This is a genomic window from Caballeronia sp. EK (assembly GCF_014384845.1).
Lineage (GTDB): Bacteria > Pseudomonadota > Gammaproteobacteria > Burkholderiales > Burkholderiaceae > Caballeronia > Caballeronia jiangsuensis.
On the sequence record NZ_JACSUE010000004.1, the window covers coordinates 134,671 to 157,364 of the forward strand.

Genomic DNA, 22,694 nt, shown 5'->3' on the forward strand with positions numbered 1-22,694 from the left:
GGAACAGCTTGCCGGATCGCCGGCTTTCGCTTATCGCTTGTTCATCTCTCGCTGCGCGCTACGCCCGTACCCGAGCGCCGCATCGACCATCACCTTCATCCGGACGCACCATGCCAATCCCTTACAACGGGCAGCCGAATCCGAATCCACGCCAGCCGGTGGACATCGCGCGCATCCTGCTCGTCATCACGATCCTGACCGCGCTCACGGTCGGCAGCCTCTACGTCCTGCGCCCGTTTCTGCCGGGCCTCATCTGGGCCACGACGATCGTCGTCGCGACCTGGCCGCTCATGGTCGGCGTGCAGCGTCGCGTCGGCAACCGCCGCTGGCTCGCGACGACCGTGATGCTGCTGATCCTGCTGATCGTCATCGTCCTGCCGCTCTATGAAGCGATCTCCACGCTCGCGCTGCATGGCGGCGAGATCATGGCGGCCATCAAGAGCCTGCCTTCCTATGCGCTGCCGCCGCCGCCGGGCTGGGTGCACGACATTCCGCTCGCGGGCGCGCGCGTCGCGACCGAATGGCAGTCGCTCTCCGACGCCGGCCCCGGCGGCCTGCTCGCGAAGCTCGAACCCTACGTGACGATCGCCGCGCGCTGGATGCTGTCGCATGCCGCGGTCGTCGGCGTGTTCGTGATGCATATGGTCATCACCGTCATCATCTCCGGCATTCTGTACATGAACGGCGAGGCGGCCGGACGCTTCGTCACCCGCTTCGCGACGCGCATCGCCGCGCGCCGTGGCGCGGAAGCCGTCAAGCTCGCCGGCCTCGCGATCCGCGCGGTGGCGCTCGGCATCGTCGTGACGGCGGTCACGCAGTCGGCGCTCGGCGGCATCGGGCTCGCGCTCGCGGGCGTGCCGGCCGCGGGCATCATCACGGCCATCATGCTGATGCTGTGTCTCGCGCAAATCGGCCCGCTGCTGCCGCTTCTGGGCGGCGTCGCATTTCTTTACTGGCACGGCTCGAATGTCGCCGCGTCGCTGCTGCTCGTATGGTCGATCATGATCGCCATGCTCGACAATTTCCTGCGGCCCATTCTCATCAAGCGCGGCGTGAATCTCTCGATGCTGCTGATTCTTTCCGGCGTGCTCGGCGGCATGTTTGCATTCGGAATAGTCGGATTATTCATCGGTCCCGTGATTCTCGCGGTGACGTCGACGATTCTTAATGCATGGATCAACGAGCAGCCGCCGCTGCCGCAAGTCGAGGCGACGAGTAACGAAGAAATCGCCAAAGCCACGTCCACACGGGATCTGGCGGATGCATCGAGAAGGCAGACCTGATTGATAAATAGATTCACATTTTGTTGTTTTTATTCTCGCCAATCAGATTGCGCTTAAATCGAAAGTTCGGAGTCTTACTAAAATGAGACTCTATCCGAGTTAATGCGCCGTTTTGCGATTATTCAACGGTGTGAATCCGTTACAATGCCTTCCATTGTTATTTGCCCGTTTGAGGGCGCAGGGGATTGACCATGTCTTTGCGTGACGTGGAAGTCATCGATTACATCGGAGTGAATATTCTTTTCAAGCGCGTTTATGTCGGACTCTTCGATGATCTCGACTGGCGCGATGAAAAGGAGCATCAGGATTTGCTCACGAAGAAGATCGACCGCTACATCCGTTACATTCGTTCGGGACAGTTGCTGCTGAGCTACCCGAAAGTTCGCGGCTATGAGATCGTGGTCGAATATGTGTCGATGCATCCCATGACGTCGTCCGGGGTCGAGTTCTGGAAATCGCGTGAACGCGTGCTCGCCGACGCCGGATACAAGGCGCACATCCGCGGCGTGGATGTGCGTCATTCGCTCGGCATCACGGTCGACAAGCCGGAGCACGTCAATGCGGAACCCGTCGAGCCGCCCGCGCTCGAAGTGCTCGACGCGGACCCGCTCACCAAGCAACTCGCGGATGTCGCCGATATTTCTTATCTCCCGTCCCCGACGCCCAAAACGCGCCGGCAGCAAGCGCTGCCCGTGCTCAGGCGGCTCGTGATGCGACAGGCCGCCAGTCACTGAAGCGAACGATCCCGTGCAATCGAACAAAAAGCGGCGTGGCTCAACCCTGAGCCCGCCGCTTTTCTTGTTGCGCGCGCCGATTACCTCACGCCGTTCAATGCCGATGAAGCGACGGACGGCACCGAGATGCCATTGGTCTTCGCGTACTGCACCGCCTGCGTGAGCGTCTGCACCAGGGACTGCAACTGTCCCGGCGCCGATTGCGCGATATAGCTCGCAGCCTGCGCGGTCGCCGGATTCGAGCCGGCCTGCAGGAGCGACGACATGTTCATCGAATTGGTCACCGAGCCGAGATTCGACTGCAATCCGGCGTACTGCTTCACGCCCTGCCCGAGCGAGGCGAGGCCGTCGCTGAAGCTTTGCTTGCTCGCGGCCGTCGGCGGCGGCGTGGAGCCGCTCGTGAACGCCTGCATCAACGATTGCGACACGCTCTGCTGCGTGCCGCCGAGTTGCGACAGCACGCTCGTGCTCGGCACGCCGCTCCCGCCCGATGCGCCCGACAACACGCCCGCCGCCGATTGCGCCTGGCTCGCGACGCTCGACATGCCCATCGCCGATGCAAGATTCGATTGTCCCGAGAGCACTTGCTGGTTCGCGCCGAGATAGCCCTGCACGAGCGAGTTCAGCGCGGAAGGCTGCGCCGCGCCGTTCGCGCCGCCGGCCACTTCGGAACTGCCGCTGCCGAAGCCGAACTGCTGGAGATTGAGTTGTGCATACGATGCGGCCGGCGCGATCAACGCGAATGCGATGCCGGCCGACAGAACTGCGAGCCGTGACGTACGGTTCGGCATGGTCGGTTCCCCTCTTGAATTGTCCGATGATCGATAAGCCCCGTTCGACCATCGGCCATTTCGCCGGTTCGCCGCAGAAACATTTGCTTGCGATTTCCGTCAGGAGATTACGCGCCTAGGTCCGCGAGCGGATGCATCTCCCGGCGCCACGGCGACGAGAGAAAGTGCTGCACGCGCTCGGCACGCACCTGCGCGAGCGTGGTCGGCGCGAAACGCGGCCGCTCGTCCTTGTCGATGATGAGCGCGCGCACGCCTTCGACGAAATCGCCGTCGTCGATTGCGCGGTACACGACACCGAGTTCCATCCGAAAGCAATCCGCGAGCGTCATCTGACGGCCGCGCAGGAGCGCGTGACAGGTCACTTCGAGCATCGTCGGCGAATGGCTTTCGAGCGTGGCGAGCGTCGCGCGCGCCCAGTCCGATTCGTCCATCGCCAGCGACGCTGTGATGCGCTCCACGCCGCCCGTCGCGCACACGCTGAAATGACGCTTGATCTGCGCGCGGATATCGTCGAGCGGTGCGTGTCGTTCAATGTTCGCGGCCGGCACGAACACGCGCTTCAGTTGCGTCATCGCATCCTGTGCATCGTCCCAGCGCAGCGTGTCGAGGCGCTCGATGAAGCCGCGCAGCCATGTCGACGGCACGCATTCGTCCGCGAGCCCGACGCGCTTCGCATCCGCGCCCGAAAGACGCGCGCCCGTCAGACCGACGTACAGCGCGAGATCGCGCGGCAGCACGCGCAGAAAGTGCGTCGCGCCGACATCGGGCAACAGGCCGATGCGCGTCTCGGGCATCGCCATGCGCGTGCGCTCGGTCGCGATGCGCAGCGCCGCGCCCTGCGCGAGCCCCATGCCGCCGCCCATCACGATGCCGTCCATCAGCGCGATCACGGGCTTCGCAAAACGATGCACCGTGAAGTCGAGCCGATATTCGTCGATGAAAAATTTCAGCCACGGCGTCTCGTGATGCGGATCGTTGCGCGCCGCGTGATAGAGCTTGCGCACGTCGCCGCCCGCGCAGAACGCCTTGTCGCCCGCGCCGCGCAGCACGACCGCCGCGATGGCGTCGTCCGCGGCGCATTGCGCAAAGCGTTCGGTGAGAAGCGCGATCATGTCGTGCGACAGCGCGTTCAGTGCGTGCGGCCGGTCGAGCGTGACGATCGCCACGCGGTTGACGATCTCGAAGCCGACCTCCGGCGCGTCGCGCAACAATCCTTGCGTGCTCATGACACGCTCCACTTCGGCTTGCGCTTTTCGAGGAACGCGGCGACGCCTTCGCGCTGATTCGCGCCATCGAACAGATCGACGAAGCGCTCGCGTTCGAGCGCCAGTGCCGCGCGGCGCGGCACGCCTTCGCGCGCGGCGTGAATCAGCGGCTTCGAATACGCGACGGCATCCGGGCTCATCGACGCGACGCGGGCCGCGATCGTCAACGCGGCTTCATAAGCGCCGCCGCTCGCGACCACTTCCTCGACGAGACCGATGCGCAATGCGGTCTGCGCATCCACGCGCTCGCCCGTCAGGATGATGCGCTTCGCCCAGCCTTCGCCAACGAGCCACGGCAGCGTCTGCGTGCCGCATCCGCTCGGCAAGAGCCCGACCGACGCCTCCGGCAGCGCCATTTGCGCATGTTCCTCGGCGATGCGGATATCGCAGGCGAGCGCGCATTCGAGTCCGCCGCCCATCGCATAGCCGTTGATCGCGGCGATGGTCACCGCGCGCGCGTTTTGCAACGCCTCGAATGCCGCGCCGAAGCGTTGCGCGGCGACGCGCGCGTGCGCCTTGTCGCCATCGGCGAACTGATTGAGGTCCGCGCCCGCGCTGAAGAATTTCGGGCCGGCGCCCGTGACGACGATCGCGCGCACCTGCGCATCGCGGTTCAGGCCTTCGATGGTCTCCTGCAGCGTCGCGAGGCCATCGGCCGTGAACGCGTTGGCCGGCGGACGGGCGAGACGAATCGTGACGGTTGCACCGTCGCGGGTGACTTCGATCATCGTGGGGATTCCTTTTTAGTCGGCTTTGCTGGTCTGACGCAGCTCCGGGAAATCCTCTTCCCAAAACTCGAACTCGCCGCGCGCGCCATCCTGCGTGCGCGCGATTTCCTGTCTGCGCAGATCGACGCGGCGGATCTTGCCGGAGATCGTCTTCGGCAATTCCGCGAATTCCAGACGGCGGATGCGCTTGTAGGGCGCAAGCCGCTCGCGTGAGAACGCGAACACGCTTTTCGCTAATTCCGGTCCGATGGAATAGCCGTGGCGCAGCGTGACAAACGCCTTCGGCACCGACAGGCGCAGCGGATCGGGGCTCGGCACGACGGCCGCTTCCGCGATCGCCTCATGTTCGATCAGCACGCTCTCCAGCTCGAACGGACTCAATCGATAATCCGACGACTTGAACACGTCGTCCGCGCGGCCGACATAGACGAAATAGCCGTCCGCGCCGCGCGCCGCGACATCGGACGTGCGATAGAAGCCGTCGCGCATGGCGTTCTCGGTGGCCTTGGGATTGTCGGCGTAACCGGTCATCAGGCCGAGCGGCGGCGGATCGAGCACGAGCGCGATCTCGCCTTCCTCCGCCGGATTGCCGTCGGGATCGAGCAGCGCCACGCGATAACCCGGCAGCGGGCGGCCCATCGAGCCGGGCACGAGCCGCTGACCCGGTGTGTTCGCGATCTGCGCGGTGGTTTCGGTCTGGCCGTAGCCGTCGCGGATCGGCACGCCCCAGGCCGCCTGCACGCGCTCGACGACTTCAGGATTGAGCGGTTCGCCTGCGCCGACGATCTCGCGCAGCTTCACCTCGTACGATGCGAGCGGCTCCTGCACGAGCATGCGCCACACGGTCGGCGGCGCGCAGAGCGTCGTGACTTCGTGCCGGACGAGCACGTCGAGCGCGCGAGTCGCGTCGAAACGGCTGAAGTTGTAGATGAACACGCACGCCTGCGCATTCCACGGCGCGAAGAAGCAGCTCCACGCGTGCTTCGCCCAGCCGGGCGAACTGATGTTCCAGTGCACGTCGCCGGGTTGCAGGCCGATCCAGTACATCGTCGACAGATGGCCGACCGGATAGCTCTGATGCGTATGCGCGACGAGCTTCGGCTTCGACGTCGTGCCCGACGTGAAATACAGCAGATAGGGATCGTTCGCGTTCGTTACGGCATCCGAAACGAATTCAGGCGAGGCATCGTAAGCGGCTTCATACGCGAGCCAGCCTTCCTTCGCGCCGCCCACGGCGATGCGCAGGCCAGGCACCTCGATGTCGTGAAACTTCTGCGTCTCCGCCGCATCGACGATCACGTGCTGCACGCCGCCAAGCGCGATGCGGTCGCGCAGATCGGCGGGCGCGAGTTGCGTGGTCGCGGGCAGCACGATCGCGCCGAGCTTCATCGCGGCGAGCATCGTTTCCCATAGCTCGACGCGGTTCGGCAGCATCAGCAGGATGCGCTCGCCGCGCTTCACATCCAGCTCGCGCAAATGATTCGCGACGCGCGCGGAGCGCTCGCTCATCTGCGCGAACGAAAGACGCGTCTCGCCGCCGCCTTCATCGACGATATGCAGCGCGGGCGCATCGTTGCCGCGCGCCATCGGGTCGAAATAATCGAGCGCCCAGTTGAAGCGATCCAGCGACGGCCATTTGAAGTCGCGATACGCGGTGTCGTAATCGGTACGATGAGCAAACAGAAAGTCTCGTGCTTCGATGAAAGCGTGGGCGTCGTTCATTGCGTCTCCTGTCTTTTTTTAAGCGCGAGTCAAACGTTGCGTGCGATCACCATCCGCTGCACTTCGCTCGTGCCTTCGTAGATCTGCGTGATGCGCGCATCGCGATAATGACGCTCCACCGGGTAGTCCTGCAGATAGCCGTATCCGCCGTGAATCTGAATCGCATCGGAACACACGCGCTCGGCCATCTCCGACGCATACAGCTTCGCCTGCGATGCCTCCGACAGACAGGCAATGCCTTCCGTGCGCATGCGCGCCGCGTGATGGATCAGAAGGCGCGCGGCGTTGATCTGCGTTTGCATGTCGGCGAGCATGTTCGCGACCGACTGATGCTCGTGGATCGGCTTGCCGAACTGCACGCGTTCCTTCGCGTAGGCGCGCGCCGCATCGAAGGCCGCGCGCGCGATGCCGAGCGCCTGCGCCGCGATGCCGATGCGCCCGCCCTCCAGATTCGACAACGCGATCTTGAGGCCCTCGCCGCGTTTGCCGAGCAGATTGGCGGCGGGAATCGCGCAATCGTCGAAGGTGATCGGGCAGGTATCGGACGCGCGGATGCCGAGCTTGTGCTCCGGCGCGCCGACGTTGAAGCCGGGCGTGTCCGTCGGCACGATGAAGGCCGAGATGCCGCGCTTGCCCTGATCGGGATCGGTGACGGCGAAGACGATCGCCACGCCCGCGCGCTTGCCGTTCGTGACGAACTGCTTGCTGCCGGAGAGAACCCACTTGCCGTCCTTTTCGACGGCGCGCACGCGCAGGTTGTTCGCTTCCGAGCCGGCCTGCGGCTCCGTCAGACAAAACGCGCCGATGATCTCGCCGCTCGCCAGCTTCGGCAGCCATTCGGCCTTTTGCGCGTCGGTGCCGTAGGCGAGGATCGGACCGCAGCCGACGGAGTTGTGCACGCTCATCATCGTCGCGCAGGACGCGCAGCCGGCGGCGATCTCTTCCATCGCGAGCGCGTAGGCGGTGTAGTCGCTGAAGGTGCCGCCGAGCTCGGCGGGCACGACCATGCCGAGCAGGCCGAGCTCGCCCAACTGGCGCACGACGGCGTCGGGAATGGCGCCGTCCTTGTCCCATTGGCCCGCGTTCGGCGCGAGCACTTCGGTGGCGAACTGGCGAGCCGCGTCGCGGATCATGCGCTGCTCTTCGGTGAGGAATGCGTCGATCATGTGTCGTCTTCGGTGAATGAGGCCGGGGCGGCGGACCGTATCGATCGTATACACTTTCTGGCCGCCGCCGGGTCGTCGATGAAGGGCGGATGGGCCGTCTGAGCACGAGTCTAGGCAATCGCCGGACGTTAGCCGATGCCCAAAACGATCACGCTAACTGAGCGCTTTGGCCACCTAGTGACAACCCCAAGTCCCAAAAAGAAGATCGAGCGCGATTCGATTTCCGTGAGTCTCGTCGAGGCGGCATTGCGATGCGCCGAGGCGCGCGGCGTCACGCGCGAGCATTTGCTGGCCGCCGCGGGCATTGCGCCGGCGACGCTCGATTCGCCGCGCGCGCGCGTGTCGCCGGTGCAGTACGGCAAGCTGTGGAACGCCACCGCCGACGTGCTCGACGACGAGTTCTTCGGCCAGGACGCGCATCCGATGCGGCGCGGGAGCTTCGTGCTCCTGTGCCACGCCGCGCTGTCCTCGCGCGACGGCGCGCAGGCGCTCGCGCGCATCGCGAACTTCATGCGCCTCGTGCTCGACGAGCTGACTTTCGAACTCGATATCGACAAAACGCGCGTGCGCATCTGGCTCGATGACAAAGGCCCGCCCAAGACGATGTTCGCCTACGCGACGGGGTTCATCCTCGTGTACGGGCTGCTGTGCTGGCTGGTCGGGCGGCGCATTCCGGTGCTGGCGGCGCATATGCGCTGTCCCGAGCCCGCCGACAGCGACGAATACCGGCTGATGTTCTGCAACGATCTTCGATTCGACGAAACGCGCTCGTTCGTCGACCTGTCAGCGGAATGCGCGGCGCTGCCGGTCGTGCAGACGCCCGCGACGCTCAAGCGCTTCCTGCGCGACGCGCCGGCGAACTTCATCGTGAAATATCGCAATCCGGATTCGCTCGCGGCCCGCATCAGAACGCGCCTCAGGCAAACCGCGCCGACGGACTGGCCCGAAGCCGAGAGCATCGCTTCGGCGCTCCATATGGCCGAAGCGACGCTGCGACGCCGCCTGAAACAGGAAGGACTCACCTATCAGACGATCAAGGACGCGTTGAGACGCGATCTCGCGATCGCGCGCCTCGCGCACACGCAGCAGACGATCCCGCAGATCTCCGACGCGCTCGGCTTCGCGGAACCGAGCGCATTCCGGCGCGCGTTCAGAAAGTGGACGGGCGTGCGCCCCGCGGATTATCGCCGGGAGGGCTGACTGCGGGCGTGCTTCCGGGCTGCTATATTGAATCGACGATGACCTCGCATCACGGAGCGCGCCATGAAGAAAGCCAGCCGAGATGAACGTTCGAAGCAGGATCGGCCGGACCCGGCCAACGAAGAGGATTTGCTCGACGAAGCGCTGGAAGAAACTTTCCCCGCCAGCGATCCGATCGCCGTGCACCCCGAGCCGGACACCCCGAAGGACGGCAAAAAGAAATAGTTATTCGCCCGCTTCGGGCTCATCCGGGCTCGACAGCAGCACCACGAGCTTTTCCACATGCTGGTGCAGGAGCTTCACGTGCTTGTCGATCTGTTCGAGACGCCCGGTCAGGTCGGCTTTCGCCGATTCGCTCATGCGATCCGACGCGATGAGTTCGTCGACCTTCGGCTGCATGCCTTCAACCTGAAGCAGCCCGAGCTGGCGCTCCAGGCGGCGCAAATCCTGCGACAGCAGTTCGCGATTCTTGCGAAAGAGCAGATCGCGGCGGTTCGTCTCGGCCTGTTGCTGGGCGAGATCGGCGACGCGGCGCGTCGCCTCGGTCTGGGAAAGCAGCGGTTCGGGGCCGCGCAGCACGGAGCGCTTCGGCGCGGGATGAGCCGTGCCGCGAAACACGGCCATCGGCGTTTCCTCGTCGATCGCGCGCAGGACGTCCGCCGGGACTTCCTCCAGCGTGCGGCGCTCGTCCATCCAGTGCGGCGGCAGGCCGGTCACGAGCTCGATGCCGCGCACGAATTCCTCGTTGAAATCGCGCTGACCGGCGACGATCAGCTTCATGAACGTCGGCGAGAAGCTCATCATGCGCGCGAGACGCGCAGCGCCGCCCGGCGTCCCAACCAGCACGTTCAGATTGGACCGCCAGACAAGGAACAGCGTTTCGTCGAAATCTTCCATGAACAGGCTCCAGGCAGACCGACGCGCCCGATTGTGCGCATCAGCGTTGCGCGCGCGAGATCCGCGCGCATGCATATCCGGTTCCCGAATATCGCTGCGCACCTCGACCGGTGCGCCGTCCACATACCGCATAAAACACCATACTAACGTCATCGGCAAGCGTGGCGGACATGGCACGCGCGCGACGCGACAGTTGCATCGCCGCCACACGCATTCCGCCGGCCAGCTTACGGCTCGTTGCGCAGATAACCTTCCTTGCTCGGATCGAGCATGCGCCAGGAAACGATGAGCGAAATCGCGCACATCACCGTGACGTACCAGAAGAACGTCGATTCGCTGCCCACTGATTTGAGCCACAGCGCGACGTATTCCGCCGAGCCGCCGAACACCGCGTTGGCGACCGCATACGACAGGCCGACGCCCAGCGCGCGCACTTCCGGCGGGAACATTTCCGCCTTGATGAGACCGCTGATCGACGTATAGAAGCTCACGATCGCGAGCGCGATCACGACCAGCACGAACGCCATGACCGGGCTCGCCACCGTGGACAGCGCGTGCAGCAGCGGCACCGTGCCGATGGTCGCGAGCGCGCCGAACCACAGCATCGACGCGCGGCGGCCGATACGATCCGACAGCGCGCCGAACAGCGGCTGCAGCAGCATGTAGACGAAGAGCGCGGCGGTCATCACGTTGCTGGCGGTTTTGGCATGCATGCCCGCCGTGTTGACCAGATACTTCTGCATGTAGGTCGTGAACGTGTAGAAAATCAGCGAGCCGCCCGCCGTGAAGCCCACGACGGTCATGAACGCGGCCTTGTGCTTCATCAGCCCGGCGAGCGTGCCCGCTTCCTTGCGATCGCGCGTTTCGGCGGTCGAGGTTTCATCGAGCGAGCGTCGCAGGTAGAGCGAAACCAGCGCCGCGCATGCGCCGATGAAGAACGGCACGCGCCAGCCCCACGCCTTCAGTTCTTCCGTCGACAGAAACTGTTGCAGAACCACCAGCACGAGCAGCGCGGCAAGCTGGCCGCCGATCAGCGTCACGTACTGGAACGACGCGAAGAAACCGCGCCGGCCGCGCAGCGCCACTTCACTCATGTAGGTCGCGCTCGTGCCGTACTCGCCGCCCACGGACAAACCCTGGAACAGGCGCGCGATCAGAAGCAGAAACGGCGCCCACGCGCCGATCGATGCGTAGGTCGGCAGAAAGGTGATGACGAGCGACCCGCCGCACATCATCAGCACGGAGATCATCATCGCGTTGCGGCGGCCGTGCTTGTCGGCGATACGGCCGAAGAGCCATCCGCCGATCGGGCGCATCAGGAACCCCGCCGCGAACACGCCCGCGGTGTTCAACAACTGAACCGTCGGATTGCCGCCCGGAAAGAACGCCGACGAAAAATACAGCGCGAGGAACGAGTAGATATAAAAGTCGAACCACTCGACGAGGTTGCCCGACGAGGCCCCGACGATTGCGAAAACGCGGCGCCGGGTGTCCTCTGCGGTATAAGCGGGAAGGTCGGTCATGTTGTTTCTGATCTCTTGGTCACTGTCTGGATGGCGTTTGCCGGGGCTCGCGACCCCGGTCCGGGCGCTCTTGCGGCGTTCGGGCGCAAGTTTATACGACGGTTCGGGCGAAAGCGCGCTCACGTGGCGCGCCGAACACGGCCGGAAGTCATAGGCGAATTCGCGCAGCCGCGCGGTTGCGCCGTCTCCGACGATGGCGTCAGGTGTCCGCCGAGGCTTGCCGCAAAAGCATTCGCCGCCCTTGCGACCGCTTTATGCGACGCTTTCGACGCGTTCCGCCGATGCCTCGGTCGTTCACGTTAGGTAATTACCCTGATCAAAGATTTTGCTGACTATTTATCGATAAAGTCTCGGAATCACGATTCGCATCGACGAGGACTGCATGAACCCGCATCAACCGATCACCCTCGACGCCGCGCTGGCGTCAAAGTTCGCTCAGGTCGCGCTCGGCCATCTGACGCGCGAATATCCGAACAAGCTCGATCACGTGATGGCGAGCGAGGCCGATGTCCAGAGCCCGCGCGCGCTCCATCCGATCTTCTACGGCAGCTTCGACTGGCATTCGTGCGTGCACGGCTACTGGCTGATCGCGCGGCTCTACGACCGCTTTCCCGGATTGCCGGAGGCGCCGCGCATCCGTGCGGTGATCGACGAACATTTCACCGATGCCAACGTCGCGGCCGAAGTCGCGTATCTGCAACGCCCCGCTGCGCGCGGTTTCGAGCGGCCCTACGGCTGGGCGTGGCTGCTCGCGCTCGCCGCACAGCTCCACTCGATGCCTTCCGACGACGGCAAGCGCTGGGCCCGTGCGCTTGCCCCGCTCGCCGATGCGTTCGTCGCGCGCTTCGAGGAGTTTCTGCCGAAATCGACGTATCCGCTTCGGGTGGGCACGCACTTCAACATGGCGTTCGCACTGACGCTCGCGATCGGCTACGCGCGCGCCACACGGAACGCGGGCTTCGAGCGCCTGCTCAGTGAAACGGCCTTGCGCTGGTTCGAGAAGGACGAAGGCTGTCAGGCGTGGGAGCCGGCGGGCGACGAGTTCCTGTCGCCGTCGCTGATGGAAGCTGTGCTGATGCGCCATGTGCTGCCGGGCGAGCAGTTCGTCGGCTGGTTTGACCTGTTTCTGCCGCGCATTGCCGCGCGCGAGCCGGCGACGCTCTTCACGCCCGCCACGGTCACCGATCGCCGCGACGGCAAGCTCGCGCACCTCGACGGCCTGAACCTCTCGCGCGCGTGGTGCCAGCGCACGATCGCGCGGGCATTGCCTGCGGGCGACGCGCGCATCGCGGTGCTCGAAACGGCCGCGAACGAACACCTTGCGTCGGGCATCGCGCACGTCGCGGGCGATTACATGGGCGAGCACTGGCTCGCGACATTCGCGCTGCTGGCGCTCGAAGCCTGATCCGCCTCAGACGCGCGGCTGAAACGCGATCACGCCCATGCCGATGAGCGCGATCGCCGCGCCCGCGATGTCCCACGCCGTCGGCCGGATGCGATCGACGGCCCAGAGCCACGCGATCGCCACGCCGATATACACGCCGCCGTACGCGGCATAGATGCGCCCGGCGGCGGCGTCGTGCAGCGTGAGCAGCCAAGCGAACAGCGCGAGCGACAGCGCGCCGGGCACGACGAGCCACGGCGAACCGCCCTCCCTGAGCCATCGATACGGGAAATAGCAGCCGGCGATCTCGGCGATGGCCGTGACGACATAGAGCGCGAATGTGTTCATGACGCGCATTATCGACGTCCGCCCGAAGTTGCGCCGCCATCGCCGCGCCCGGACAATGACGCGCTTGTCACGAACCGCCCGCCCGAACATCTTGCAGACGCCCCCACAAAACGATTCGACCGAAACCGCCGCGCTGCCCGTGCACTGGCACAAGCGCGTGTTGACGCTTGCGTTTCCGATCGTCCTCGCCAACCTCACGCAGCCGATTCTCGGCGCGGTCGATACGGCCGTCGCCGGGCATCTCGACGGGCCGCAGTATCTCGGCGGCGTCGCGCTCGGCGGGCTCGTGTTCAGCTTCGTGTTCTGGGGTTTCGGCTTTCTGCGCATGGGCACGACAGGACTCGTCGCGCAGGCGTTCGGCGCGCACGACGACGAGGCGTTGCGCGCGAGCGTGCTGCGCGCCCTGCTGCTCGCGCTCGCGATCGGCGCGGCGGTGCTGGCGCTGCAGGTGCCGATCATCCGCTATGGGCTCGTCGCGCTGGGCGGCAGCGCCGCCGTGCAGGACACCGCGAGCGCGTATTGTCATGCGCGCATCTGGGCCGCGCCGTTCGCGCTCGGCAATTACGTCGTGCTCGGGTATTTGCTCGGCTGCCAGCGCGTGCGGCTCGCGCTCGTCACGCAGATCTTCATCAATCTCGTGAATATCGTCGCGGTGCTGCTGTTCGTGTATCGCTTCGACTGGGGCATCGCGGGCATCGGCGCGGCGACGGCCTTCGCGGATTTTTGCGGCTTCGCGCTCGGCGTCGCGATCCTCTGGCATTCGCGTCCACGCGGGCTCGCACCGCTCGCGCCGCGTGCGATCTTCGATGCACACGCGCTCAGGCGGCTCGTCGCGATCAACCGCGACATCTTCATCCGCACGATCTGTCTGCTCGGCTCGTATGGCTGGTTCGCGCATCTCGGCGCGCGCGAGGGCGATGCGATCCTCGCCGCCAACGCCGTTCTGCTGAACTTTCAGACGTTCATGTCTTTCGGACTCGACGGCTTCGCGCACGCGGCCGAAGCGCTCGTCGGCGCGGCGGCCGGCGCGCGCGACCGTCACGCGTTCCGGCAAGCCGTCAAGATCACGATGTTCTGGTCGGCGATCGGCGCGGCGGGCTTTTCGGTCGTCTACTGGATGAGCGGCGAATGGATCATCGGCAAGCTGACCGATCAGGCCATCGTGCACGCGGCGGCGGTGCGCTATCTGCCGTGGGCGTCGATTCTGCCGCTCGCATCGGTGGCGGGCTTTCAGCTCGACGGCGTGTTCATCGGCGCGACCCGCACGCACGAACTCATGAAAGCGATGGCCGTCTCGCTCGCGGTGTTCCTGCTCGCCGCATGGGCGCTGGCGGGATCGCTCGGCAATCACGGACTGTGGCTCGCGCTCACGCTTTTCATGGTGGCGCGCGGCATCACGCTCGCGGTTCAGGTGCCCGCGATCGAACGCGCGTCGTGCGCGCCCGATCGGCGCTGAGTCACTGCGAAATCGGCTTCACGGTGGCGAGGCCGTCGATCAGCGCCTTGTGGAACGCCGCCGGGTCCTGCATCTGCGGTGCGTGGCCCAGTTCGGGAAACTCGACGAGCCTCGCGCCCTCGATGCGTTCCTTCGCCAGCTTCGCGAGATCCGGATAGCGGCCGAGCGTCGGGCGAATCTCGGGCGGGGCGAAATCCTTGCCGATGGCGGTCGTGTCCTTGTCGCCGATCAGCAGCAGCGTCGGCGTTTTCAACTGATCGAATTCGTAGACGACCGGCTGCGTGTAAATCATGTCGTAAATCAGCGCCGAGTTCCACGCGACGACGTCCTTGCCCGGCCCGCGATACATGCCCGCGAGCATCTGCACCCACGGTTCGTAATCGGCGCGCCATTGGCCGGAGTAGTACGTGCTCGTCTCGTAACGGCGGATGCCATCGGCGCTCGTTTTCAGCTCGCGCGCGTACCAGTCGTCGATCGATATCGACGGCACGCCTTTCGCCTTCCAGTCTTCGAGTCCGATCGGATTGACAAGCACGAGCTGCTCCGTCTCACGCGGATACATCAGTGCATAGCGAACCGCGAGCATGCCGCCCGTCGAATGCGCGATGAGCGTCGCCTTCGATACGCCGAGCGCCCCGAGCAGCGCATGCGTGTTGCGCGCGAGTTGCTGGAAGCTGTATTGATAGCGCGCGGGCTTGGTCGACTTGCAAAAGCCGATCTGATCCGGTGCGATCACGCGATAGCCCGCATCGGTCAAGGTTTCGATGGTCTGCTTCCAGGTCGCCGAACAGAAATTCTTGCCGTGCAGAAGCACCGCGGTGCGGCCGTTCGGATGCAGCGGATGCACGTCCATATAGGCCATGCGCACGACCTGGCGCTGCGACGTGAGCGCAAACTGCGCAACCGGATACGGATAATCGAAGCCTTGCAACTCGGGACCGTAAGCGGGACCGTCATTGCTGGTCGATTGCGCGGCGTCCTCGGCATGCGCGTGAAAAGCGCAGGACAAGGCGAGAGACAACACCAGAGAACGAAGGACGGACGAATTCATTTTTGGTTTCGGGATGACGTCGGCCGACGCATTCTAGCGCGCCTGAATTTCACACGCGCCCGCGCGTTCGCCCGCCCCGCGCGCTGTCTCGAGCGCTTATACTTGCGGCCCCGAACGTCGTCTGGACCTTCTCAAGCATGCCATTCCGCATCAAGGCATTCGCCGCCGCGTTCCTCGCATTCGTCTGTGTCAGCGCATCCGCGAACGATTGCCCGCAGTTCAGTCCGAACGGCCGCGCGCCCGTCGTCGTCAATTCGAAGATGCGCGCGGCGACGCAGGAAGTCTGCTACACCGACTTCGCGCTGCTTCACTCGGGCATCACGAAAGGCCCGCTCTGGTCGGCGGAGCATCTGACCGCGAACAGTGTCGATGAAGCGAAGAACAACACCCGCACCAATCGCTTTTTCGTCGACAAGCGCCTGCCGCCCGGTGAGAGCGCGCAGCTTTCCGATTACAAGAAGAGCGGCTACGACCGCGGCCACATGAGCCCCGCGGGCGATCGCGCGAGCAAGAAAGGCATGGCCGAATCGTTCTCGCTTGCGAACATCGTGCCGCAGGATCCATCGAACAACCGGCGCATCTGGTCGCGCATCGAGCAAGCGGTGCGCAGGCTGACTGAGGAATCGGGCGAGGCGTTCGTCGTCACGCGGCCGCTTTTTTCGGGGCGTCAGTTGCAGACGATCGGCGAATCGCGCGTGTTCGTGCCGACGCAACTGTATAAGGTGGTTTATCTGCCGCAGCGTCAGATCGCGTTCGCGGTGGTGGTCGAGAACACGCCGACCAACACCTACACGATGAAAACCGTGCGCGAGCTGGAAGCGATGAGCGGCCTCGCGTTTCCCGGCATACCGGACGGACTGAAGGACAAACGAATTGGAGGGTTGCAAGGTGTTTAAGCCATTTGCGAACGATACGGACGTGTTGAACATCGCGGGCGACGCGGTCAACATCGAAAACGGCGTGAAGCGTCTGACGATCAGCGTCGATCTGACGATCGCGCGCGACAAGGCGGGGCTCGCAAACGCGCTCGCGCTTCAGAAGGCGATCGGTGCGATCATCGAAGTCTTGCAGAGCGATGCGTCGCTGCCCGCGAAGCTGCCCGACGAACCGGGCGCGCCGTCGGGCACCGCCGACAATCCGTTCATCTGAAGCGGCGATCGTCGGAAACAGCCGCGCGGAGAATCGAAGTGATCGAATGCCATGTCGGCCCGAGCCCGCTCGGGCACATCCTGTATCGCGCCGAAAACGACTGCTTGACGGGGCTCTTCTTCGTCGGACAGAAGCATTTTCCCGACGGCCTGCCGCAGCCGACGCTGTCCGACGCGCTGCCAAGATCGCGCGTGATTATTGAGGCGCGCGAGCAGATCGGCGAATACTTCTCCGGCGTGCGCAAGGAATTTTCGATCGCGCTGAACCTCGACGGAACGGCGTTTCAGCGGCAAGTCTGGGATGCACTGCGGCAAATTCCCTTCGGCGAAGCATGGACCTACGGCGATCTCGCGCGTCGGCTCGGCTTGCCGATGGGCGCGTCGCGGGCCGTAGGCGGCGCGAACGGCCGCAATCCGGTTGCGATTATTGTGCCGTGTCATCGCGTGATCGGCGGCGACGGGGAATTGACCGGCTACGCAGGCGGCGTGGAGCGCAAGCGTCATTTGCTTACGCTGGAGGGCGGGCCGGGGCGCGAGCAGCTCACGCTCTTCTGAACCGACGTCTTCGGCGCGTGAACGAAAAAGCCCGCGAACCTTCAGGTTCGCGGGCTTTTTTCGTGGGGCGCTGTCCTTCGTGAAATTACGGCATGAGCGTGACTTCCACGCGGCGATTCTCCGCACGACCAACGTCCGTTGCGTTAGACGCGATCGGGTTCGTCTTGCCAAACCCCTTCAGCGAGTATTTGTCGGCATGCAGGCCGCGCTCCTTGAGATACGTGAGCACAGCTTGAGCGCGACGCTTCGACAGACCGACGTTGTAGGCATCGGGGCCCGTCGAATCCGTATAACCCTCGACGGTCACCGACGCGAAGTTCGCTCCCTGCGATTCGGCGACGAGCTGATTCAAAATGCCCTTGGCCTTAGGCGTCAACACAGCGCTGTCGAACGCGAAGTTCGTTTTCTCGTCCAGCAAGACCTTGCGCGGCGCGGGGGCCATTGCCTTGGCGGGAGCCGGCTGTGGCTCGTTTGCGGGCGCAGCGGGAGCCGGTGTAACGGAAGCCGGCTGAGCCTGCTGTACCGGCGTCGCACAGTTGAAGATCACGCTGCGGGGATCGTTAGGCGCTTGCGTGCCGACGAGCGCCTGGAGCACATTGACCGGCTGATTGCCGCACATCTTCTGAGCAGCAGTCATACAGGCGCTGCCCTTCTCAAAAACGCCGTAGCATTCGGCGCGGTAAGCCTTTTGGCCATCCGACGTCTGAATTTGGCTGATATTGAAAGCCGGTCCCGAGGTGGACGAGCAGCCCGCGAGTGCAGCAGCGGCGATAAGACTAACGGCAAGGGTTTTCGTGAGCAATTTGGTGTACATGCGAGTCAATTTGAAAGCGCGAAGCCGCTGAAAGCGCGCCTCATTTCCGGGCCTTGGGGCATTCCCAAAGGCGGCAGGCAGATTCATGATTCGATTTCGGATGCGTTCAACTATCGATGAGCAATCCAAAAGCTGCGGGATTGTAGCCCGGTGTTTCGTGCGCTTTAAGCGGACAACTCCCAAATTGAAGAGCTCTGACGCGCGTACAGAAAAACGCCTATTTGACCGGCGCGGGGAGATCGCCGTCCGACTGCTTTTGCAGTTCCTGCACACGCGTCTGCAGCGCGCGAAGCTGCGCCTGCGCGGCCGCCTGTTCGGTACGCAATTCGCGGATCGCGTTCTGTTGCTCCAGTTGATGGGTCGTCACTTGGCTTTGCTGCGCGCGAGCAATATCGAGATCCGCCTGCAGCCGATTGGCCCGTTCCTGCTGGACGGAAATTTGCCGGTCGGCATACGCCTTTTCTGCTTCGAGCTTGATGCGCTTGATTTCGGCATCGGCGAGCGTAGTGGATGTTTTCGCGAAATCGGAATAGACGGCTTCGGCACGCGCCTCGTTTTGCGTTTTAAAGACGCGCCAGATATTGCTTTGCTGAAACAGTGCAACGTAATAAGTCATCTGCTCTGCATAATACGAAAGACTTGCGCCATAACTGCCATTGTAAGCCCTGCGCAACTCTATTATTTTGCCGGCGGTAATGAGCGTTTCACGTTCCGCGACATCGCCATTTGTCGTAACGGCCTTTTCCGGACTGTTCGACGATGGACCAGCGCGCATATCGCCGGCGGCGCAAGCCCACGGGAGCGGCATGAGAAAACTCGCCGCGATTAGCGCGATTTCCGCAATCACCAAACGCTTCATTGCGATTCTTCCATAAAGGCAAAGCAGATCGTCCGTAATGGATTATGGCGCTGTAATGCCATTAATTCCAGACGATCGAAATGGCTTATATCCGATCGCGATTAAAGCACGCCAACTCAAATCGTGGGCTGTTGTCCGGAGCGTTCATTCATCAATCGCGCTTCAGTTGCACGGCGCACGATTTCGCTCGGCTTGAAAATGCGCGAATCCCCGTGTTCTGCGGGCATGCGCGAGAAAATGTCTCGGTCTGCCCGAAAGTCGAACGGCGTGTCCGACAAAATGCGCGCATCGGGCAAGGGCTCTACGGCGTGAACCGGCGCGGCGGACATGGCGAAAAACGCGAAAAGGCTGGCAATGAGCGCAAAAGCGCCCGGGATCGAGTGCGAACGGTGCATGGCAAGGAGAAAGCAATGAGGGCGCACGAGCGCCGGAATGGAGCCGCCGCGAAAAACACACGGCGTTCGTGTACTGCATCGTTCGCCATTTCAACAGCTGTCGCGCCCCCTGCCCATGAGAGAGTTCTCAAACAATTCTTGCTCGCGGGCTGCCTATCCCATCCGACATAGCGATCAGGCGTGAAAAATGCGTCCGATAGGCGTTCGCTTGCCAGAGCAAGCATGGCCAGCGCACGCCTCGTGGAGCGCAGCGACGAAGCAGAGAACGGCCCGCAAACGGCAAGGCAGTGGGACTCATTGGTGCGGCAAGCGGCCACAGCTTGCCAAGAGTCCGCCATAATGCGCCTTCGCAAAAATGCTGAATCGCCAAGTAAAAACGAAAATGCCATGACTCAAGACGACAAGCACTCGACCGATCAACCCAGGCAGCCCGCCGCCAACGACGGCAACGTGACGACCGGCGTCGCGGGCCTGGACGAAATCCTGGGCGGCGGTCTCGTCGAAGGCGGCCTGTATTTGATCGAAGGGATGGCGGGCGCGGGCAAGACGATTCTCTCGTCGCAGATCGGCTTTCACCGCGTCGCGCAGGGCGACATGGTGCTGTACATCACCCTGATCGCCGAATCTCATACCAAGCTGCTGTCCCACCTGCGGGCGCTCTCGTTCTACAACGCCGACGCCATCTCCGACCGGATGCTCTTCGTCTCCGGCTATCACGAGCTGATGCGCGACGGCCTGTCCGGTTTTCTTGCGCTGATCGCAGCGACGATCAAGACGAGCCGCCCGCGCTTCATGGTCATCGACGGATTTCGCAGCGCGCGCGAATTCAGCTCGACGGAGCTCGAACTCTCTCAATTCATCCACGAGCTGTCGGCGTTCGTGAGCGCCGCGCGCTGCACGACGCTGATCCTCGCGCCGCTTTCCGGCAACGAGCCGCATCCGGAGCACACGCTCGTCGATGGGCTCATCGAACTGAACCGCTACAACACCGGCATGCGTCGCGCCCGCGAGATCGAAGTTCACAAGCTGCGCGCCCGCGATCATCTGCTGGGCAAGCACTTCTTCAAGATCACCGAAAACGGCCTCGTGACCTTTCCGCGCATCGAGGCGTCGCCCGCGGACGATCGAGGGACGCCGGACTTCAAGAGCAAGCTCGGCTTCGCATTTCCCGATTTCGACCAGATGCTCGGCGGCGGCGTCGTGCGCGGCTCGACGACCACGCTCGTCGGGCCGTCGGGCATCGGCAAGACGCTCATGTCGCTCAAGTTCCTGCAGGCGGGCGTGGAGCGCGGCGAGCGCTGCGTGTATTTCGGCCTGTACGAATCGCCCGAGCGGCTGCTGGCGAAAGCGCAGTCGGTCGGTATCGATCTCGTGCCGGCCGCGCAGGACGGCCGCCTCGTGATTCACTGGCATCCTGCTGTCGAACTGGCGATCGACGAGCTCGCCGTCGAGCTGATGAACGCGGTGAGGAACGCGAACGCGTCGCGGCTCGTGGTCGACGGTATCGACGGATTCTTTCAATCCGCGAACCGCACCGAGCGCTTCGGGCTCTTTCTCAACGCGCTCACGCACCGCCTGCGCGATGCGGGCGTGACCACCATCCTTACCGAGGAGCTGCCGCTCTACGGCGATGCGGGTCTGCCCACGACGCTGCGCGCGTCCGCGATGACGGAGAACATCGTGCTCATGCGGTACGTGGAGGCGAATTCCGCGCTGTATCGCATGGTGTCGATCGTCAAGCAGCGCGAAGGCCCGCACGATTCGGCGATTCGCCGTCTAACGATCGACTCGCGCGGCCTGCATATCAGCGAAGGCTTCATCGGCCCGACGGGCATGCTGTCCGGACACCCGTCGCTCGCGCCCGCGCTCTCTGTGTCGGATCCCGGCGCGCGCGCATGAAAAAAATCCTCGTCGTCGACGATGAATTCGACATTCTGACAACGTGGCGGCTCGTGCTCGAAATGGAGGGCTACGAGGTTTCCACCGCCTCCAACGGACGCACCGCGCTCGACGCGGCGCGCGCGAATCCGCCCGCGCTCGTCATTACCGACTGGATGATGCCGCACATGGACGGCGTCGAGCTGATCCGGCAACTGGCCGCGAGCGACGGGCTCGCCGGCGTGCCGGTGATTCTCATGAGCGCGGCGGCCAATGCGCCGGCGCTCGAACATCCGCACGCGCAGTTTCGCCGCAAGCCGCTTTCCATCGATGATCTCGTCGACAGCGTCAAAAGCCTTATCGGTCCGGCCTAAGCGGACTTAGGCACGCGGCGTGCTGTAGAGGTGCGTTCCGGCGATTCCGGAGTTACGAGAAACCGCTCAACCCGAAAGGAGGCACCATGGTGCAGGATCAAGTGGAAGGCGCGGCACAAAAAGTCGTCGGCAAGGTACAGGACGCGGTCGGCGCATTGACCGGGGATGAAGCGACGCAAGCCGAAGGCAAAGTGCGGCAGGCCTATGGCAACTTGCAGCAGAGCTACGGTCAGACCGTCGACAACGTGCGCCTGGCGGTCGCGAATCAGCCGCTTCAGGGCGTGCTGATCGCCGCGGCGGTCGGCTTCGTGCTCGGCGCGTTGTGGAACCGCGATCGTTGATGCGCGACTGGCAGAGCGCATGACGCATGGAAACGAGGCCGGCGTGGGCAACCACGCTGGCTTCGTCGTTTATTTCGCCTCGTGCGCGACGCCGGCGAGCGCCGCCGACCGCGCGCAGCCGATGGCGATCGCCACGGCCGCCACGAGGAGCGCGCCATGCGCGCCGCCGAGCGCCGCCGCGACGGCGAGTCCGCACGACGCTGCCGCGCTCAAGGCGCTCGCGGCCGGCGCGCCGGCAGCACCGCCCATCGCGAGCGACAGATGCGCACTGATCAGCGCGACCATCGCAACGACCAAGACCACGGCGTGCGCGCCGGGTTGCGCGCCGAGCACATAGGCGAGCGCCGCGCACGCGCCGGCGCAGACGAGATGCAGCGGCTGCAACGACATGCTTTCGCGATTCGCCCGCGCGCAGACGAGACAAGCCAGCGCCGCCATCGCGCCTCCTGCGAAGACCGCATACGCGCCGTTCGCGCCCGGCAGCAGCCATGCGACGAAAGCGATCGTGGTGAGCGACGCGTGCGTCGATGCGCCCGAAGCAATCGAAGCGCTCCCGCCGAATCGATACCCGGCGAATCCCGCGACACCGGCGAGCAGGAGCGCGGCGGCCAGCGTCGCCACGGCGGCAGGGCCGCCGCTCGCGCAGGCCGCGACGACGATCACCGCGCCGGCTGCCACCAACGCACGCGCATGGGCACGCGCCGCGCCTGCCCGCATCGACGAACCCGCCGACAACGCCGCGAGCACGCACAGCGCGCCGGCCAGAGCATCGGACATGCGTC

General features: G+C 64.3%; 25 protein-coding genes. 12 read left to right on the plus strand and 13 right to left on the minus strand.

Going from position 1 to position 22,694, the window contains the following annotated elements; genetic code table 11:
* Positions 1–110 precede the first annotated feature (110 nt).
* Both ydiK and IAG25_RS12860 read left to right on the plus strand, forming a co-directional pair.
* Positions 111–1,283, plus strand: a complete 1,173-nt coding sequence (ydiK, locus tag IAG25_RS12855) for an AI-2E family transporter YdiK (RefSeq protein WP_187605194.1) — start codon at positions 111–113, stop codon at positions 1,281–1,283.
* Between the two features lie 191 nt (positions 1,284–1,474).
* Positions 1,475–2,017: a DUF6572 domain-containing protein gene (locus tag IAG25_RS12860; protein WP_187605195.1), complete on the plus strand. Its 543-nt coding sequence runs from the start codon at positions 1,475–1,477 to the stop codon at positions 2,015–2,017.
* Between the two features lie 80 nt (positions 2,018–2,097).
* Here the strand turns inward: IAG25_RS12860 and IAG25_RS12865 are convergent, their stop codons facing one another.
* The 5 genes from IAG25_RS12865 to IAG25_RS12885 form a co-directional block, all read right to left on the minus strand.
* Positions 2,098–2,808: a hypothetical protein gene (locus IAG25_RS12865; protein WP_187605196.1), complete on the minus strand. Its 711-nt coding sequence runs from the start codon at positions 2,806–2,808 to the stop codon at positions 2,098–2,100.
* Positions 2,809–2,915: 107 nt separating this feature from the next.
* On the minus strand, positions 2,916–4,034 hold the full coding sequence (locus tag IAG25_RS12870; RefSeq protein WP_187605197.1) for an enoyl-CoA hydratase/isomerase family protein: 1,119 nt from the start codon (positions 4,032–4,034) through the stop codon (positions 2,916–2,918).
* Positions 4,031–4,801: an enoyl-CoA hydratase gene (locus IAG25_RS12875; RefSeq protein WP_187605198.1), complete on the minus strand. Its 771-nt coding sequence runs from the start codon at positions 4,799–4,801 to the stop codon at positions 4,031–4,033. The genes IAG25_RS12870 and IAG25_RS12875 overlap by 4 nt, the downstream gene beginning before the upstream one ends.
* 15 nt (positions 4,802–4,816) lie before the next feature.
* Positions 4,817–6,523 (minus strand): AMP-binding protein, encoded by a 1,707-nt coding sequence (locus IAG25_RS12880; RefSeq protein ID WP_187605199.1) that lies wholly within the window; start codon positions 6,521–6,523, stop codon positions 4,817–4,819.
* A gap of 29 nt (positions 6,524–6,552) precedes the next feature.
* Positions 6,553–7,686, minus strand: a complete 1,134-nt coding sequence (locus IAG25_RS12885) for an acyl-CoA dehydrogenase family protein (RefSeq protein WP_187605608.1) — start codon at positions 7,684–7,686, stop codon at positions 6,553–6,555.
* A gap of 180 nt (positions 7,687–7,866) precedes the next feature.
* Here IAG25_RS12885 and IAG25_RS12890 point away from each other — a divergent pair, with 180 nt between their 5' ends.
* Both IAG25_RS12890 and IAG25_RS12895 read left to right on the plus strand, forming a co-directional pair.
* Positions 7,867–8,889 (plus strand): AraC family transcriptional regulator, encoded by a 1,023-nt coding sequence (locus IAG25_RS12890; RefSeq protein ID WP_187605200.1) that lies wholly within the window; start codon positions 7,867–7,869, stop codon positions 8,887–8,889.
* A 63-nt stretch (positions 8,890–8,952) separates the two neighbouring features.
* A complete protein-coding gene (locus IAG25_RS12895) occupies positions 8,953–9,114 on the plus strand; it encodes a hypothetical protein (protein ID WP_187605201.1) in 162 nt (53 codons plus the stop codon).
* Here the strand turns inward: IAG25_RS12895 and IAG25_RS12900 are convergent, their stop codons facing one another.
* Both IAG25_RS12900 and IAG25_RS12905 read right to left on the minus strand, forming a co-directional pair.
* Positions 9,115–9,786 (minus strand): hypothetical protein, encoded by a 672-nt coding sequence (locus IAG25_RS12900; protein WP_035502568.1) that lies wholly within the window; start codon positions 9,784–9,786, stop codon positions 9,115–9,117.
* 227 nt (positions 9,787–10,013) lie between these two features.
* Positions 10,014–11,309 (minus strand): MFS family transporter, encoded by a 1,296-nt coding sequence (locus IAG25_RS12905; RefSeq protein WP_187605203.1) that lies wholly within the window; start codon positions 11,307–11,309, stop codon positions 10,014–10,016.
* A 382-nt stretch (positions 11,310–11,691) separates the two neighbouring features.
* On the opposite strand from IAG25_RS12905, the gene IAG25_RS12910 reads away from it, so the two are divergent.
* A complete protein-coding gene (locus tag IAG25_RS12910; RefSeq protein WP_187605204.1) occupies positions 11,692–12,714 on the plus strand; it encodes a DUF2891 domain-containing protein in 1,023 nt (340 codons plus the stop codon).
* 6 nt (positions 12,715–12,720) lie between these two features.
* Here IAG25_RS12910 and IAG25_RS12915 read toward each other — a convergent pair whose 3' ends face one another.
* Complete coding sequence (locus IAG25_RS12915) at positions 12,721–13,041, minus strand: YnfA family protein (RefSeq protein WP_187605205.1); 321 nt, start codon at positions 13,039–13,041, stop codon at positions 12,721–12,723.
* A gap of 88 nt (positions 13,042–13,129) precedes the next feature.
* Between IAG25_RS12915 and IAG25_RS12920 the strand changes: the two genes are divergently transcribed.
* Entirely contained in the window at positions 13,130–14,497 is a 1,368-nt protein-coding gene (locus tag IAG25_RS12920) for an MATE family efflux transporter (protein WP_375336522.1), read from the plus strand.
* 1 nt (position 14,498) lies between these two features.
* Here the strand turns inward: IAG25_RS12920 and IAG25_RS12925 are convergent, their stop codons facing one another.
* Positions 14,499–15,548: an alpha/beta fold hydrolase gene (locus IAG25_RS12925; RefSeq protein WP_222946493.1), complete on the minus strand. Its 1,050-nt coding sequence runs from the start codon at positions 15,546–15,548 to the stop codon at positions 14,499–14,501.
* 137 nt (positions 15,549–15,685) lie between these two features.
* Here IAG25_RS12925 and IAG25_RS12930 point away from each other — a divergent pair, with 137 nt between their 5' ends.
* The 3 genes from IAG25_RS12930 to IAG25_RS12940 are packed head-to-tail and all read left to right on the plus strand — an operon-like array spanning position 15,686 to position 17,251.
* Complete coding sequence (locus tag IAG25_RS12930) at positions 15,686–16,444, plus strand: DNA/RNA non-specific endonuclease (protein ID WP_187605207.1); 759 nt, start codon at positions 15,686–15,688, stop codon at positions 16,442–16,444.
* Positions 16,437–16,697: a hypothetical protein gene (locus IAG25_RS12935; RefSeq protein ID WP_187605208.1), complete on the plus strand. Its 261-nt coding sequence runs from the start codon at positions 16,437–16,439 to the stop codon at positions 16,695–16,697. The genes IAG25_RS12930 and IAG25_RS12935 overlap by 8 nt, the downstream gene beginning before the upstream one ends.
* 38 nt (positions 16,698–16,735) lie before the next feature.
* Positions 16,736–17,251: a methylated-DNA--[protein]-cysteine S-methyltransferase gene (locus IAG25_RS12940; RefSeq protein ID WP_187605209.1), complete on the plus strand. Its 516-nt coding sequence runs from the start codon at positions 16,736–16,738 to the stop codon at positions 17,249–17,251.
* An 85-nt stretch (positions 17,252–17,336) separates the two neighbouring features.
* Here the strand turns inward: IAG25_RS12940 and IAG25_RS12945 are convergent, their stop codons facing one another.
* The 3 genes from IAG25_RS12945 to IAG25_RS12955 form a co-directional block, all read right to left on the minus strand.
* Positions 17,337–18,152, minus strand: a complete 816-nt coding sequence (locus IAG25_RS12945) for an OmpA family protein (RefSeq protein WP_187605210.1) — start codon at positions 18,150–18,152, stop codon at positions 17,337–17,339.
* A 130-nt stretch (positions 18,153–18,282) separates the two neighbouring features.
* A complete protein-coding gene (locus tag IAG25_RS12950) occupies positions 18,283–18,924 on the minus strand; it encodes a DUF2968 domain-containing protein (RefSeq protein ID WP_187605211.1) in 642 nt (213 codons plus the stop codon).
* A 116-nt stretch (positions 18,925–19,040) separates the two neighbouring features.
* Positions 19,041–19,319 carry a hypothetical protein gene (locus tag IAG25_RS12955; protein ID WP_187605212.1) on the minus strand — a complete coding sequence of 93 codons (279 nt, stop codon included), beginning with the start codon at positions 19,317–19,319 and terminating at the stop codon, positions 19,041–19,043.
* A gap of 387 nt (positions 19,320–19,706) precedes the next feature.
* Here IAG25_RS12955 and IAG25_RS12960 point away from each other — a divergent pair, with 387 nt between their 5' ends.
* From IAG25_RS12960 to IAG25_RS12970, 3 genes are all read left to right on the plus strand, one after another.
* Positions 19,707–21,218, plus strand: a complete 1,512-nt coding sequence (locus tag IAG25_RS12960) for an ATPase domain-containing protein (protein ID WP_187605213.1) — start codon at positions 19,707–19,709, stop codon at positions 21,216–21,218.
* Positions 21,215–21,571, plus strand: coding sequence for a response regulator (locus IAG25_RS12965; RefSeq protein WP_187605214.1), 357 nt, complete (start codon positions 21,215–21,217; stop codon positions 21,569–21,571). The genes IAG25_RS12960 and IAG25_RS12965 overlap by 4 nt, the downstream gene beginning before the upstream one ends.
* Before the next feature lie 86 nt (positions 21,572–21,657).
* Entirely contained in the window at positions 21,658–21,912 is a 255-nt protein-coding gene (locus IAG25_RS12970) for a CsbD family protein (protein WP_187605215.1), read from the plus strand.
* Between the two features lie 69 nt (positions 21,913–21,981).
* Here the strand turns inward: IAG25_RS12970 and IAG25_RS12975 are convergent, their stop codons facing one another.
* Positions 21,982–22,689 (minus strand): hypothetical protein, encoded by a 708-nt coding sequence (locus tag IAG25_RS12975; RefSeq protein WP_187605216.1) that lies wholly within the window; start codon positions 22,687–22,689, stop codon positions 21,982–21,984.
* Positions 22,690–22,694: the final 5 nt, after the last annotated feature.

Coding starts and splice junctions, on each gene's coding strand:
- IAG25_RS12875 (WP_187605198.1), bottom strand. CDS start 4,801: ATGATCGAAGTCACCCGCGACGGTGCAACCGTCACGATTCGTCTCGCC.
- IAG25_RS12925 (WP_222946493.1), bottom strand. CDS start 15,548: ATGAATTCGTCCGTCCTTCGTTCTCTGGTGTTGTCTCTCGCCTTGTCC.
- IAG25_RS12900 (WP_035502568.1), bottom strand. CDS start 9,786: ATGGAAGATTTCGACGAAACGCTGTTCCTTGTCTGGCGGTCCAATCTG.
- IAG25_RS12945 (WP_187605210.1), bottom strand. CDS start 18,152: ATGAATCTGCCTGCCGCCTTTGGGAATGCCCCAAGGCCCGGAAATGAG.
- IAG25_RS12915 (WP_187605205.1), bottom strand. CDS start 13,041: ATGAACACATTCGCGCTCTATGTCGTCACGGCCATCGCCGAGATCGCC.
- IAG25_RS12975 (WP_187605216.1), bottom strand. CDS start 22,689: ATGTCCGATGCTCTGGCCGGCGCGCTGTGCGTGCTCGCGGCGTTGTCG.
- IAG25_RS12960 (WP_187605213.1), top strand. CDS start 19,707: ATGACTCAAGACGACAAGCACTCGACCGATCAACCCAGGCAGCCCGCC.
- IAG25_RS12895 (WP_187605201.1), top strand. CDS start 8,953: ATGAAGAAAGCCAGCCGAGATGAACGTTCGAAGCAGGATCGGCCGGAC.
- IAG25_RS12970 (WP_187605215.1), top strand. CDS start 21,658: ATGGTGCAGGATCAAGTGGAAGGCGCGGCACAAAAAGTCGTCGGCAAG.
- IAG25_RS12870 (WP_187605197.1), bottom strand. CDS start 4,034: ATGAGCACGCAAGGATTGTTGCGCGACGCGCCGGAGGTCGGCTTCGAG.
- IAG25_RS12865 (WP_187605196.1), bottom strand. CDS start 2,808: ATGCCGAACCGTACGTCACGGCTCGCAGTTCTGTCGGCCGGCATCGCA.
- IAG25_RS12905 (WP_187605203.1), bottom strand. CDS start 11,309: ATGACCGACCTTCCCGCTTATACCGCAGAGGACACCCGGCGCCGCGTT.
- IAG25_RS12930 (WP_187605207.1), top strand. CDS start 15,686: ATGCCATTCCGCATCAAGGCATTCGCCGCCGCGTTCCTCGCATTCGTC.
- IAG25_RS12950 (WP_187605211.1), bottom strand. CDS start 18,924: ATGAAGCGTTTGGTGATTGCGGAAATCGCGCTAATCGCGGCGAGTTTT.
- IAG25_RS12955 (WP_187605212.1), bottom strand. CDS start 19,319: ATGCACCGTTCGCACTCGATCCCGGGCGCTTTTGCGCTCATTGCCAGC.
- ydiK (WP_187605194.1), top strand. CDS start 111: ATGCCAATCCCTTACAACGGGCAGCCGAATCCGAATCCACGCCAGCCG.
- IAG25_RS12860 (WP_187605195.1), top strand. CDS start 1,475: ATGTCTTTGCGTGACGTGGAAGTCATCGATTACATCGGAGTGAATATT.
- IAG25_RS12910 (WP_187605204.1), top strand. CDS start 11,692: ATGAACCCGCATCAACCGATCACCCTCGACGCCGCGCTGGCGTCAAAG.
- IAG25_RS12880 (WP_187605199.1), bottom strand. CDS start 6,523: ATGAACGACGCCCACGCTTTCATCGAAGCACGAGACTTTCTGTTTGCT.
- IAG25_RS12965 (WP_187605214.1), top strand. CDS start 21,215: ATGAAAAAAATCCTCGTCGTCGACGATGAATTCGACATTCTGACAACG.